This is a genomic window from Marinobacterium halophilum, assembly GCF_003014615.1.
Classification (GTDB): Bacteria; Pseudomonadota; Gammaproteobacteria; order Pseudomonadales; family Balneatricaceae; genus Marinobacterium; species Marinobacterium halophilum.
Genome location: NZ_PYGI01000025.1, coordinates 41877 through 54074, shown reverse-complemented (window position 1 = coordinate 54074; position 12198 = coordinate 41877). Strand labels below are relative to the sequence as shown.

Annotated in this window: 14 protein-coding genes and 1 tRNA gene; 3 read left to right on the top strand and 12 right to left on the bottom strand. The window is 58.0% G+C overall.

Translation table 11 applies throughout. The features are described 5' to 3' along the window. The 7 genes from CLV44_RS15625 to rpsU all read right to left on the bottom strand — a co-directional run. Positions 1–182, bottom strand: a 182-nt coding sequence (locus CLV44_RS15625) for a transposase (protein WP_146140022.1), incomplete at its 3' end; no start/stop codon positions are given. A gap of 98 nt (positions 183–280) precedes the next feature. After that, positions 281–1387: a site-specific integrase gene (locus CLV44_RS15620; RefSeq protein WP_106593054.1), complete on the bottom strand. Its 1107-nt coding sequence runs from the start codon at positions 1385–1387 to the stop codon at positions 281–283. A 159-nt stretch (positions 1388–1546) separates the two neighbouring features. After that, positions 1547–1623: transfer RNA gene (locus tag CLV44_RS15615), tRNA-Ile, on the bottom strand. 60 nt (positions 1624–1683) lie between these two features. Further along, positions 1684–3519: an RNA polymerase sigma factor RpoD gene (gene rpoD / locus CLV44_RS15610; protein WP_106593053.1), complete on the bottom strand. Its 1836-nt coding sequence runs from the start codon at positions 3517–3519 to the stop codon at positions 1684–1686. A gap of 169 nt (positions 3520–3688) precedes the next feature. Beyond that, complete coding sequence (dnaG, locus tag CLV44_RS15605; RefSeq protein ID WP_106593052.1) at positions 3689–5530, bottom strand: DNA primase; 1842 nt, start codon at positions 5528–5530, stop codon at positions 3689–3691. 38 nt (positions 5531–5568) lie between these two features. Continuing rightward, positions 5569–6012, bottom strand: coding sequence for a GatB/YqeY domain-containing protein (locus CLV44_RS15600; protein ID WP_106593051.1), 444 nt, complete (start codon positions 6010–6012; stop codon positions 5569–5571). A 41-nt stretch (positions 6013–6053) separates the two neighbouring features. Then, positions 6054–6269 (bottom strand): 30S ribosomal protein S21, encoded by a 216-nt coding sequence (gene rpsU, locus CLV44_RS15595; RefSeq protein WP_106593050.1) that lies wholly within the window; start codon positions 6267–6269, stop codon positions 6054–6056. A 182-nt stretch (positions 6270–6451) separates the two neighbouring features. On the opposite strand from rpsU, the gene tsaD reads away from it, so the two are divergent. Further along, complete coding sequence (gene tsaD, locus CLV44_RS15590; protein ID WP_106593049.1) at positions 6452–7480, top strand: tRNA (adenosine(37)-N6)-threonylcarbamoyltransferase complex transferase subunit TsaD; 1029 nt, start codon at positions 6452–6454, stop codon at positions 7478–7480. On the opposite strand, the gene plsY is transcribed toward tsaD, so the two are convergent. Continuing rightward, a complete protein-coding gene (gene plsY, locus CLV44_RS15585) occupies positions 7477–8049 on the bottom strand; it encodes a glycerol-3-phosphate 1-O-acyltransferase PlsY (RefSeq protein WP_106593048.1) in 573 nt (190 codons plus the stop codon). The genes tsaD and plsY overlap by 4 nt on opposite strands. A gap of 142 nt (positions 8050–8191) precedes the next feature. On the opposite strand from plsY, the gene folB reads away from it, so the two are divergent. Further along, on the top strand, positions 8192–8548 hold the full coding sequence (gene folB / locus CLV44_RS15580; RefSeq protein ID WP_106593047.1) for a dihydroneopterin aldolase: 357 nt from the start codon (positions 8192–8194) through the stop codon (positions 8546–8548). Further along, the gene (gene folK, locus CLV44_RS15575; protein ID WP_106593046.1) at positions 8548–9072 is read left to right on the top strand and encodes a 2-amino-4-hydroxy-6-hydroxymethyldihydropteridine diphosphokinase; all 525 of its coding nucleotides are present in this window, start codon (positions 8548–8550) and stop codon (positions 9070–9072) included. The genes folB and folK overlap by 1 nt, the downstream gene beginning before the upstream one ends. Here folK and CLV44_RS15570 read toward each other — a convergent pair. Genes CLV44_RS15570 through CLV44_RS15555 form a run of 4 tightly spaced genes read right to left on the bottom strand, consistent with a single transcriptional unit; the run spans position 9058 to position 12073 of the window. Beyond that, the gene (locus CLV44_RS15570) at positions 9058–9795 is read right to left on the bottom strand and encodes a pteridine reductase (RefSeq protein ID WP_106593045.1); all 738 of its coding nucleotides are present in this window, start codon (positions 9793–9795) and stop codon (positions 9058–9060) included. The two genes, folK and CLV44_RS15570, sit on opposite strands and share 15 nt — an antisense overlap. Then, positions 9792–10931, bottom strand: coding sequence for a tRNA nucleotidyltransferase/poly(A) polymerase-related protein (locus CLV44_RS15565; protein WP_106593057.1), 1140 nt, complete (start codon positions 10929–10931; stop codon positions 9792–9794). The genes CLV44_RS15570 and CLV44_RS15565 overlap by 4 nt, the downstream gene beginning before the upstream one ends. Continuing rightward, on the bottom strand, positions 10931–11248 hold the full coding sequence (gene glpE / locus CLV44_RS15560) for a thiosulfate sulfurtransferase GlpE (protein ID WP_106593044.1): 318 nt from the start codon (positions 11246–11248) through the stop codon (positions 10931–10933). Before glpE ends, CLV44_RS15565 begins: the two co-directional genes overlap by 1 nt. 3 nt (positions 11249–11251) lie before the next feature. After that, positions 11252–12073: a symmetrical bis(5'-nucleosyl)-tetraphosphatase gene (locus CLV44_RS15555; protein ID WP_106593043.1), complete on the bottom strand. Its 822-nt coding sequence runs from the start codon at positions 12071–12073 to the stop codon at positions 11252–11254. Positions 12074–12198 lie beyond the last annotated feature (125 nt).

Below are 12198 nucleotides of genomic sequence, written 5' to 3'. Positions count from 1 at the left end.
GCCTTGGATGTGGGTGTTACACCGCCACGTTCGGCACGTAGCTGATTAACCCACCGCCTCAATGCGGACTCGCCCACATCAACGGCACGACTGGCTTCAGCCATACTGTAACCCTGATCGACCACCAGACTGGCGGCTTCCACTTTGAACTCGGTTGAAAACGAACGACGCTGTCTTGCCATTAAACACCTCTTCTTCGGCGGTGACTTTACCACCTTAAGTTGGTGTCCGGGATCATTAGGCCACTACATGTTCTGTTTCAGTAGAAATTTCATATTGTTCACAGTGATGTTTTTCGAGGGGCTTGTGAACGCTTCTGTTCAATGGCATCCAGCTGGTCTACTAAGTCTTCAGCTCGCAAATGTGTATAGCGCCGCAGCATTTGCATAGACTTGTGACCACTGATCGCGGCAACCTGTTGATCACTTAGCCCGCCTTCAACAAAGCGGCTGACGGCTTCATGGCGTAGGTCATGAAAGCGTAGGTCAGCGAGTCCGACACTTTTCTTGATGTGCATCCAGACCTTGTTGAAGCTGTAGGGCTTGCGCATACCATCCCGGCCGGGTTCGCCAAAAAAGACAAGATTTGTGTCTGGTGGGCGAACAGGGTTGTCGATGGCCTGCTGAAACTGTTCCACGGCTGCCAATGTAAGAGGGACCGTTCGAGGCATGGTGTTCTTCGTTTCCAGCAGCGTAACGATGCGCTTTTTCAGATTGACTTGGCCCAGTGTCAGGGATGTGATCTCTGAGGAGCGCATACCGGTCTCTATGGCGATTCGGACGATCCAGCCAAGCATCGGGTTGGAGTGAGCGTCAACGGCGCTGAGGAGGCGCTGCTCTTCCTCTGAGGAAATGCGACGGTTACGGCCTGCGCCTGGGGCAGGGCGGCGTACATTCGTCACCGGATTGTAGGTGAGGCCAATACCCCATTCCTTGATAGCGGTGGTGAAGAGGTGGCCCAGCAACGCCATTTCCAAACGTACTGTGCTCGCAGAGCGGGGTCGAGGGTTGCCGTCTTTGTCCAGGCGGTCTTCACCGGCCAAGCGCTTATCGCGGTACTCAGCGACCAATTCTGCACTAATTGTGGCAAGCGAGTATTTGCCGAAAAATGCTTTTAGCGGCGTGGCACGAGTGCGCTCGGCTTGTTGGGTTTTGGGGCGTTTAGTGGGTGTGACTTCGCTCAGATATCGATCCAGTGCAGCGCTGAAGGTCATCTTTTCAGCAGGTGCCCGCTGGATGTAGATGCCGCGCACCATTTCATCTTCTGTACGGCGTGCCCAGTCTTCGGCGTCACGTTTGGTTCTGAAGGTTTTGACAGTGGTGGGAAAGCCTTTCTTCCGAATCATGGCTTTCCAGGTTTTGGACTCTGTTCTGACAATCGTTGCCATACTGTTTCCTCACACTTTCCCTGTACCTGGCTGTACTGCTTGCGCTTTGCCAGTGTACCGAAATTGTACCGAATGAGAATCCAGAGGTGACGCGGAACAAAATCCCTTTGGGTATATCAGCATAACTTGCTGAATTTAGTAGGGTTTTGCGGGGTGTATTGGTGGGCCCACCAGGACTTGAACCTGGGACCAATGGATTATGAGTCCACTGCTCTGACCAACTGAGCTATAGGCCCGAAAAGCAGCGCCAATGATAGCATGTCCTATCATTGGCGCAATACGATGAAACTAAACGATTATTCGTCGATGAAGGTACGCAGGTGGTCGGAGCGGCTCGGGTGGCGCAGCTTGCGCAGTGCCTTGGCTTCGATCTGACGGATACGCTCACGGGTTACGTCGAACTGTTTGCCGACTTCTTCCAGTGTGTGATCGGTATTCATGTCGATACCGAAGCGCATGCGCAATACCTTGGCTTCACGTGCGGTCAAACCGGAGAGGATCTCCTTGGTAGCTTCGCGCAGGCCTTCACCGGTTGCCGTGTCCACCGGAGAGCACAGCGTCGTGTCTTCGATGAAATCGCCCAGGCTGGAGTCTTCGTCATCACCGATCGGCGTTTCCATGGAGATCGGCTCTTTGGCGATCTTCAGTACCTTGCGGATCTTGTCTTCCGGCATCTCCATGCGTTCAGCCAACTCTTCCGGTGTCGCTTCGCGACCCATCTCCTGCAGCATCTGGCGGGAGATACGGTTGAGTTTGTTGATCGTTTCGATCATGTGTACCGGAATACGAATGGTACGCGCCTGGTCGGCGATGGAGCGGGTGATCGCCTGACGAATCCACCAGGTGGCATAGGTGGAGAATTTGTAACCGCGACGGTATTCGAACTTATCCACCGCCTTCATCAGGCCGATGTTGCCTTCCTGGATCAGGTCGAGGAACTGCAGGCCACGGTTGGTGTATTTCTTGGCGATGGAGATAACCAGACGCAGGTTGGCCTCGACCATCTCTTTCTTGGCGCGACGGGCGCGTGCTTCGCCAATGGACAGGCTGCGGTTAATGTCCTTGATCTCGGCCAGTGTCATGCCGGTGTTGTCTTCAATCTGCTTCAGGCGGCGCTGTGCACGCTGCAGATCCGGCATGCTGCGGCCAATGGCGGCGGCGAAGGGCTTGTTGCTGCTCGCCAGAGCGTCCAGCCATTCCTGGCTGATCTCGTTGCCCGGGAAGCTCTTGATGAAGAGTGCGCGGGGCATTTTGGCACGCTGGGTGCAGATGCGCATCATGGTGCGCTCCTGCTTGCGAATGTTGTCGATGCAGGTGCGAACGCGCTCTACCAGCAGGTCATAGAAACGGGGAGACAGTTTGATCGGTGCAAATGCACCTGCCAGTGCCATGACCGCTTCAGAGATTTCGTCGGTGCTGGCGTTGCGATCGCGTGCTGCATTCAGGCTGTCCAGGCGTTCCTGGATCAGACCGAAGCGAAGGCGGGCTTCTTCCGGATCGGGGCCGCGTTCTTTCTCTTCGGTTTCTGTAGAGTCGTCGTCCTTCTCTTCGTCCTTTTCGTCGTCGTCTTCCTCTTCGGGTTCGACGGGTGCTTCAACCTTGTTTTCAACAATCGGCGCGTCAGCATCGATATAACCGCTGAAGATGTCGCTCAGGCGGCCTTCTTCCTGCAGCACGGTGTTGTAGGCTTCAAGGACGATCTCGACGCTACCGGGGAAGCGTGAAAGAGCCATCATGACTTCGCGGATGCCTTCTTCGATCCGTTTGGCGATGTCGATTTCGCCTTCACGGGTCAGCAGCTCCACGGTACCCATTTCACGCATGTACATGCGCACGGGGTCGGTGGTGCGGCCGGCATCGGACTCCACGGCAGCCAGAGCGGCTACGGCTTCTTCGTCGGCTTCTTCGGCAGAGTCGCCGCCGCTCAGCAGAAGGTCTTCGGCATCCGGTGCTACTTCAGCAACACGAATCCCCATGTCGTTGATCATGCGAATGATGTCTTCGACCTGATCCGGGTCGGCGATATCCTCCGGCAGGTGATCGTTAACCTCGGCGTAGGTAAGATAGCCCTGCTCTTTACCCCGGGCGATCAGTTCCTTGAGACGAGACTGCTGTTGGGATTTGTCTGACATAGAGCCCCTGCGACGAATGAATGCTGATGTGACTGATGGCGGAAAATGAGCGCAATATTATACCGGATCAGGGCGATTTCGGCTACAACCAGTATTTTTGCGCTGCCGGCATGCTTTGCTAAGAGGATAGACCAGAAATCAGGGGGTTGCCTGAAAACGGGTTTGCATCTTAGTGTTGCCGGTTTAGCAGTAGTTGTTGCAAATCGCGCTTCTCTTCATCTGTAAGTGGGGTCTGTCGCGACTTTTTCAAGAGCTGGTCCAGCAATGCGTCCTGTCGGCGGCCCAGTAGGTGGTTCAGCGTATCTTGCAGTAAAGAGCCAGCATCGACATCGCCGAGGACGGGGTCCAGGTGGGATATTTCATTGAGCAGCATCAGGTCGGAGCGGCGTTCGTCCAGGCTTTGCCAGTCGACCAGAAGTGTACCCAGCGAGCTGCCCGGCTCGTTCTGCAGGTAGTTCAGCAGATTGATCAGAACCTCGATATTGGGTTCCATCAAAACCTGGAAGCTGTTCGCTGCCGGGGCACTCTGTGCCAGTTCAGGATGGTGCAGTAAGATCGAAATTGCCTGGTTGACCAGGTTGTTTGGGCCGCGCTTGGGCTTGGCTGTAGGCGCTCTTGGGGCGTATTCGGCCGGACGTGCCGGTTCGTAGTAGTCGGACGTGGACGCGGGTGGGGCAGAGGGGGGCGCGCTGTCATGAGTGGCCTGATGCAAATCGATAACGCTGCCCAGCTGTTCCAGATTCAGGCCGGTAATCTCACAGATGCGGTCCAGCATCATCTGCTTGAGCAGGGTCGGTTGCATCGACTGGATCAGCGGCAGGGCGGTGTTGCTGAAGCGGGCGCGACCGTCCATGCTGCTCAGATCAGCGTCTTCCGACAGTTGGCGGAAGAAAAACTCGCTCAGCGGCAGTGCCTGGGTAACGCGCTCGGTAAAGGCGCTTTCGCCCTCGTGGCGGACCAGCGTATCCGGGTCCTCGCCATCGGGTAGAAACAGGAAGCGCGCTTCCTGACCGTCCTTGATGACCGGCAAGGTGGTGTGCATGGCGCGGCGGGCGGCATTGCGACCGGCTTCGTCGCCGTCGAAGCAGAAAATAACTTCGGGTACCAGCTTGAACAGGCGCTCCAGATGCTGGGCAGTGGTGGCGGTACCAAGTGTGGCAACCGACCAGTGAATGCCGTGCTGGGCCAGGCTGACCACATCCATGTAACCCTCGACGATCAGCAGTCGGTCGAGGTGGTTACTGTGCTGGCGTGCTTCATACAGGCCGTAGAGTTCTCGGCCCTTGTGAAAGGTCGGTGTTTCCGGCGAGTTCAGGTATTTGGGCTTGTCGTCACCCAGTACACGACCGCCAAAGCCGAGCACGCGGCCACGGACATCGCGGATCGGAAACATGATGCGATCCCGGAAGCGGTCATAGTGGCTTTGCTTGTCTTCGTTGTGGATAACCATGCCGGCCTGTTCCAGCAGAGCCGTTGCAGTTTCGGTCGCACCAAAGTGCTGCAGCAGGTTGTCCCAGCCGGGCGGGGCGTAGCCTATGCCGAAGGCGGCCGCTATCTGGCCACTCAGTCCGCGCTGCTTGAGGTAGCCTACGGCGCGTTGGCGCTCGGGTGACTGGCGCAGCTGTTGGCGAAAAAAGGTACTGGCCTGTTCCAGGGCATCGAATTGACGCTTGAGCTGTTGTTCGCGTTGGGGGTCGGTGTTGCGGTTCTCTTCACGCGGCACATCCACACCGGCCTGTTTGGCCAGTTCTTCAACGGCTTCGGGAAAACTGAGGCGGTCGTATTCCATCAGGAAGCCAAGGGCGTTGCCGCCGGCACCACAGCCAAAGCAGTAATAGAACTGTTTGTCGGGGCTGACCGAGAACGAGGGGCTTTTTTCCTTGTGGAACGGGCAGAGGCCTGAGTAATTCTTGCCTGCGCGCTTGAGTTTGACGCGGCCGTCGACGACATCAACGATGTTGATGCGGGCCAGAAGGTCGTCAATGAAATGTTGGGGTATTCGACCTGCCATGTTCGCTCCGCTGCGGACAGGTCAGCGTATGCGGACCTTTAGAGTTTCTGCTTCACCCGACCGGAGATGCTGCCCATGTCGGCGCGTCCCTGAACTCGGGGTTTGACGAGTGCCATCACTTTGCCCATATCCTGCATCGAGCTTGCGCCGGATGCGGCGATGGCGTCATCAATAATCTGAGTGATCTCAGTGTCACTGAGTGGCTGCGGCAGGAAAGTTTTAATCACCTCCAGCTCCTGCTGCTCCTTCTCTGCCAGCTCCGGGCGCTCAGCCGCCAGATACTGGGTAATGGAGTCTTTTCGTTGTTTCTGCATCTTGTCCATTACGACCAGAATGCGTTCATCGTCGAGTTTGATCCGCTCGTCGACTTCGACACGCTGGATCTCAGCCTGAATCATGCGGATAGTGCCAAGGCGAACCTTGTCCTTTGCGCGCATTGCGTCTTTCATCTGTTCTGTCAGTGTGCTTTTCAGATCAGACATAAAGAAGCTCCGTAGGCTGGGTCAGATGTTCAGAAAATTAATCAGTACAGACGTACACGACGTGAAGTTTCACGCTGCAGTTTCTTGGCGTGACGCTTTACGGCAGCAGCGGCTTTACGCTTGCGAACAGCAGTGGGCTTTTCGTAGCATTCACGACGACGTACTTCAGCCAGGACACCGGCTTTTTCGCAAGAACGCTTGAAGCGACGCAGGGCTACATCAAACGGCTCGTTATCTTTAACTTTTACCTGGGGCATTCAGACTCTCCTGAAATGGATTTGGGTTGTGACTTCTCCAACTGCTCGACGGAGCCGTTGCAAAGAAGGCGGCATATTTTATTAAGCATAGACGTTGCTGTAAAGCAAAGACCCGTGAATTTTGCCACAGAGTGAAGGATAATGACCATTAAGACTAAACCCGCGTGATCAAAGAGGCCGCTATGCGAGTGCTGGGAATAGAAACATCCTGTGACGAGACCGGTGTCGCGTTGTACGACAGTGAGCACGGATTGCTGTCGGATGCATTGTACAGCCAGGTCAAAATGCATGCCGAGTACGGTGGTGTGGTACCGGAATTGGCCTCACGCGATCATGTGCGCAAGTTGCTGCCGCTGATCCGTGAAGTGATGGCCAAGGCCGGACTGGCACTGGATGCCGTCGACGGTGTGGCTTATACGGCCGGCCCCGGTTTGATCGGTGCATTGATGGTGGGTGCGTCAACGGGGCGTGCGCTGGCGCTGGGGTTGGGCGTGCCGGCGATTGGTGTGCACCATATGGAAGGGCATCTGTTGGCACCGATGCTGGAAAATAATCCCCCGGCATTTCCGTTTGTGGCGTTGCTGGTATCCGGTGGTCATACCCAGCTGGTGCGGGTCGAGGGCATCGGCCAGTATGAGCTGTTGGGCGAATCACTGGATGACGCGGCAGGCGAAGCGTTCGACAAGGCGGCGAAAATGCTGGGTCTGGATTATCCCGGTGGTCCACTGATTGCCAAACTGGCGCTGCAGGGCGAGCGTGGGCGCTACCGCTTTCCACGGCCAATGACGGACCGTCCCGGGCTGGACTTCAGTTTCTCGGGTCTCAAGACATTTACTCTCAATACCGCCAATGCTGCCCGTGATGCTGATGGTGTCATCGATCCGCAGACCATGGCCGATATAGCCTGTGCCTTTGAGGATGCAGTGGTGGAGACGCTGGCGATCAAATGTCGTCGGGCGTTGCAGCAAACCGGTTTGAAGCAGCTGGTCATTGCCGGCGGTGTCAGTGCGAACCAGCGACTGCGTGAACGTCTGGATGAGGTGGTGAAAAAGGAGCGTGCAGGCTTGTTCTACGCACGTCATGAGTTCTGTACCGACAACGGTGCGATGATCGCCTATGCGGGCTGTCAGCGGCTGCTGGCCGGTCAGAACTCCGACTTGACCATTCTGGCCCGCCCGCGTTGGCCATTGGATACGCTGGATGCAATCTAAAAGCGTTGTTCGCGCCCGGCGATCAGCTTACGGATATTGCTGCAGTGTCTGAGAATCAGCAGCAATGAAGTGATTGAAAATGGCCAGAGCAGGCCGGGTGCAAGCAGGTAGCAGAACAGGGGAGTGATGGCGGCGGTGGCGATGGAGGCCAGCGACGAGATGCGTCCGAACAGGAATATCAGTCCCCAGAACAACAGCTGACACAGAGCCAGGGGCCAGGCCAACAGCAGCGAACAGCCCAGCGTAGTGGCAACGCCCTTGCCACCACGGTGCAGACTGAGCAGTGGGAATAGATGGCCGCAGACAGCTGCCAGCATGACCCAGCCCTGCAACAAGGCTGGGGCAGCGGCGTTCAGCGCCAGCAGGATGGCGGCACCGCCCTTGCTCAGGTCTGCGAGCAGGGTCAGGGCAGCGGCCTGGTGGCCTCCGAGACGCAGTACATTGGTAGCGCCGGGGTTGCCGGACCCGTTGTGTCGTGGGTCGTCTAGCCCCATGGCGCGACAGATCAGCACGGCACTGGGAATGGAGCCAAGCAGGTAGGCACACAGCAGTAACAGGTAATCGGGCATGAACACGTCCGTTACAATGCCTGCCGCGACGTTACCCTGTCGGTGGCTGGCGTGATAAATTGACCGGCACTTCAACAAGCATATACAAGCGCGCAGAGGGTCACAATCGGCCCACTTGCACAGAGTACAGACAGGAGACAGGATGGATATCGTCTACATACGTGAATTGCAGGTCGAAACCGTGATCGGCATTTACGACTGGGAGCGCAAAGTACGCCAGACCGTGAGCCTGGATCTGGAGATGGGGACCGATATCCGCGCCGCTGCGGCGACGGAAGATATCGAGAATACGCTCAATTACAAGACGGTGGCCAAGCGTTTGATCGCGTTCATCAGTGAAAGCGAATTCCTGCTGGTGGAGACCATGGCAGAAGAGATCGCCCAGATCGTGCAGAGCGAATTCCCGGTGCCCTGGTTACGCCTGCGTTTGAGCAAGCCGGGAGCGGTGAGAGGCGCGCGTGACGTCGGTGTGATCATTGAGCGCGGGACCCGTGACTGATGGTACGGGTCTATCTTAGTCTGGGCAGTAATTGTGAGCGTGAGCGTTACATTCGGGCCGCGCTCGATGCCCTGACCGCACGTTTCGGCAATCTGCTGATCTCCTCGGTATACGAGAGTGAGGCCGTGGGCTTCAGCGGTGACAACTTCTACAATCTGGTGGTTGGCATCGACACGGCGCTGGAAGTGGCAGAGTTGTCGGCGGTCCTCAAGCAGATCGAGGATGATAACGGGCGCGACCGCTCGGGTCCCCGGTTCAGCGGCCGAACGCTGGATATCGATATTCTGACCTATGCCGAGCTGGACCACCCGGTAGACGGTGTGCAGTTGCCGCGGGATGAAATCGTGCATAACGCCTTCGTGCTCCGGCCGCTGGCCGAGATTGCAGCAGATAGCTGTCACCCGCTGTCAGGGGAGACGTATGCGGACCTGTGGCAGGGATATGACCGGCCGCAGCAGCTGTGGCCGATCGACTTTGAGTGGCAGGGGCAGCGGATTTCGCGGGCTGACTCAGCTATAAAGTGAACGCCCGCCATCTACGGCCAGTATCTGGCCGGTGACGTAACCGGCGCGGGCCAGAAACAGAACCGCGTCGGCGATATCCTCGGGCCGTCCGGTGCGAGCCAGTAATGTTTTGTCGAGCACGGCCTTGCGGGCGTCATCGCTCAATGCCGCTTCGGCTTCCGGCCACAGGATCGGCCCCGGCGCAATACCATTGACCCGTATCCGGGGTGCCAGTTCGCGAGCCAATGTCCGCGTCATCATCTGCAAGCCGGCCTTGGCGATCGAATAGACCGGGAATCCGGCCAATCCCCTTTCGGCATGTACATCGACCAGGTTAACCACAGCTCCCTGTGATGCCTGCAGTAATGGCTGCAGTGCCTGGGTCAGAAAAAAAGGCGCGCGCAGGTTGCTGTTGATCAGCGTATCCCAGTCCTGCTGGGTGGCTGCGCCGATTGGTGTCGGGTAAAAGCTGGATGCGTTGTTGACCAGCAGGTGTAAGCCGCCTGATGCCGTGACGGTTGCCGCCATCTGTTCGACAGCCTCCATCTGCTCCAGATCCGCCTGCAGGCAGGTGCAGCTGTTGGCACGGCGGGTGTTCAGTTCAGCGCACAGTTGCTCGGCCTCGGCCACTGATTCGCGGTAATGCAGAATGATGTCATAACCGGCCGCATGCAGGTGCTGGCTGATGCAGGCGCCAATGCGCCGTGCGGCACCGGTAACGAGTGCGCGCGGGTGTTGGTTCATGCCGATAATCCCTCGGTGTAGTCAGCGCATAGCTGTTGTTGCCGCTGCGCCAGTGCCTCTCCCAGCGCCTTGCCGGTATAGCCTTCGGCCATCAGGGCGCGGTTGTCGATTGCCTTGATGGCATCCAGCAGCTGCTGCAACCCGCGTAGGCGCGTGTCCGGCAATGCCGGGTGCAGCGCATGGGTCACCGCGATCAGGTCATCCAGCTGTTCCGGGCGGCGCAGCAGATCCAGGGTCTTGATCAGATGCAGGCGTTCGGCGGCATCAAGCTGATCGAAACGACTCAGTGCGTCGGCGTGCAGGCGGACTTTAAGAGCCAGGTCGCGGAAGCGGTTGGGAATGCGCAGCTGGCCGCACAAGGCGGTGATGGCGGCATGCCCGCTGGCGCTGTCCTGTTGTGCGGTCAGGCTCCAGGTAAACAGGGCAAACACCTGCTCCGGCGGGTGGGGCGTATTGCCCGGCAGCTGATCGATTCGCTGTTGCAGTCGGGTGCAGTCCAATGCCTCGCTCTGGGGGATCAGCTTGGGCAGTGCTCCGACCTGTTGCAGCAGGCTGAAAAAGCGTGCAGGTGAGCATGTGCACAGGGCTCGCTGGCATTCCTGCCAGACTCGCTCAGCGGTCAGGTGGTCCAGCTCATCGCTGGCGCTGAGTGCCTGCATGAGTTGCAGGGTCTCGTCGGCAACCTGAAAACCGAGGTGGGCGAAGCGGGCGTAGAAGCGTGCCACGCGCAGCACCCGCAGCGGGTCTTCAACAAACGCAGGCGAAACGTGGCGCAGCAGGCGCTGCTCCAGGTCCTGCTGGCCGCCGCAGGGATCGTGCAGCTGGCCGTCTTCGCTTTGCGCGATGGCATTGATCGTCAGGTCGCGGCGCAGCAGGTCGTCCTCAAGGCTGACCTCCGGGCTGGCGTGGAAGGTAAAGCCGGTATAGCCCTTGCCGCTCTTGCGCTCGGTGCGGGCGAGTGCATATTCCTCGCCCGTATCGGGATGCAGGAATACCGGGAAGTCCTGTCCGACGGGCTTGAAGCCTTGCTTCGCCATGGCCTCGGGAGTGGCGCCCACCACCACCCAATCTCGGTCCTTGACCTCCAGCCCCAACAGCCGGTCACGGACGGCACCGCCAACCAGATAAATCTGCATCAGCGTGCGCAGCGGTCCGGGCACTGGGCACGCCAGGCCTCGAAACCGCCATCCAGGCTATAGACCTGTTCAAACCCCTGATGTACCAGATAGGCGGCAGCCGACTGGCTGCTGATGCCGTGGTAGCAACAGACGATCAGGGGCGCATCAAAGTCGGCCTGGGCCAGATAGTCCGGCATATTCTGATTGTTCAAATTGAAAGCCTGGTTGATATGCAGCTCGCCAAAGCTGCCTTCGTCGCGGATATCGACGACGTGTGCGCCCTGGTCGATCAGTTCGCAGGCTTGGTCGATGTTGATGCAGCGATAATCGGTCAAAGTCTATTCTCCTTGGGTCAGGTTGCCGAGGCAGGGCTGGCTGAACCAGTTGCCATCTTCGAGTCTAACGGCAGTCAGGGTATTTCCCCAAACACAGCCGCTGTCGAGAGCGGTAATGCCGGGCAGTTGACGGAAGCCCAATGCGGCCCAATGGCCGAACAGCTGGTGGCGTTTGAGAAGTTTACTGCGCGGCTGTTCGAACCAGGGTTGGAAACCCTTGGGTGCGGATTCAACGCCCCCGTTGGCCTTGAACTCCAGGCTGCCATCGCGCTTGATGAAGCGCATGCGGGTAAAGTAGTTGGTGATGGTGCGCAGGCGGTCGGTGCCGGTCAGATGGTCATGCCAACGGTCAGGGTGATTGCCGTACATGTGCGCGAAAAAAGAGCCAGCCTGTTCGCCCTGTAGCGCCTGTTCCACCTCATTAGCGTATTGGCGAGCCTGTTTCAGCGACCAGATGTGCGGAATGCCGGCATGGGTCATGACATGGCCCAGATCTTTGTCGTCGTGCAGCAGCGGGCGTGACTGTAGCCACTCCATCAACGCGTTGCGGTCAGGTGCATCGAGGATGGGTGCCAGTGTTGCACCTGGCTTGCGGGTGGCACCATGATGAAGTGCCAGCAGGTGCAGATCGTGGTTGCCAAGCACGGTGATCGCGGCATCGCCCAGCTCTTTTACAAAGCGCAGGGTATCCAGTGAGCGGGGGCCGCGGTTGACCAGATCACCGGTGAGCCAAAGCTGATCCCCGTGACCAAAGCCAATCTGTTCCAGCAGCTGCACCAGCTCATCGTAACAGCCTTGTAGATCACCGATCGCATAGGTCGCCATGAAAGTATCCGTGTCAAAAGGAGGCGATGATAGCCCAGCGGAGCATGGCTGTGAACTTTACTGCGCAGGCAAAAAAAGGGCCCTGCCGGGCCCGAATCAAAGGTGTATGTTGAGAAAGTGACCTG

Excerpts from the sequence above, each read along its gene's own strand:
- CLV44_RS15620 (WP_106593054.1), bottom strand. The coding sequence starts at position 1,387 with ATGGCAACGATTGTCAGAACAGAGTCCAAAACCTGGAAAGCCATGATT.
- rpoD (WP_106593053.1), bottom strand. The coding sequence starts at position 3,519 with ATGTCAGACAAATCCCAACAGCAGTCTCGTCTCAAGGAACTGATCGCC.
- dnaG (WP_106593052.1), bottom strand. The coding sequence starts at position 5,530 with ATGGCAGGTCGAATACCCCAACATTTCATTGACGACCTTCTGGCCCGC.
- CLV44_RS15600 (WP_106593051.1), bottom strand. The coding sequence starts at position 6,012 with ATGTCTGATCTGAAAAGCACACTGACAGAACAGATGAAAGACGCAATG.
- rpsU (WP_106593050.1), bottom strand. The coding sequence starts at position 6,269 with ATGCCCCAGGTAAAAGTTAAAGATAACGAGCCGTTTGATGTAGCCCTG.
- tsaD (WP_106593049.1), top strand. The coding sequence starts at position 6,452 with ATGCGAGTGCTGGGAATAGAAACATCCTGTGACGAGACCGGTGTCGCG.
- plsY (WP_106593048.1), bottom strand. The coding sequence starts at position 8,049 with ATGCCCGATTACCTGTTACTGCTGTGTGCCTACCTGCTTGGCTCCATT.
- folB (WP_106593047.1), top strand. The coding sequence starts at position 8,192 with ATGGATATCGTCTACATACGTGAATTGCAGGTCGAAACCGTGATCGGC.
- folK (WP_106593046.1), top strand. The coding sequence starts at position 8,548 with ATGGTACGGGTCTATCTTAGTCTGGGCAGTAATTGTGAGCGTGAGCGT.
- CLV44_RS15570 (WP_106593045.1), bottom strand. The coding sequence starts at position 9,795 with ATGAACCAACACCCGCGCGCACTCGTTACCGGTGCCGCACGGCGCATT.
- CLV44_RS15565 (WP_106593057.1), bottom strand. The coding sequence starts at position 10,931 with ATGCAGATTTATCTGGTTGGCGGTGCCGTCCGTGACCGGCTGTTGGGG.
- CLV44_RS15555 (WP_106593043.1), bottom strand. The coding sequence starts at position 12,073 with ATGGCGACCTATGCGATCGGTGATCTACAAGGCTGTTACGATGAGCTG.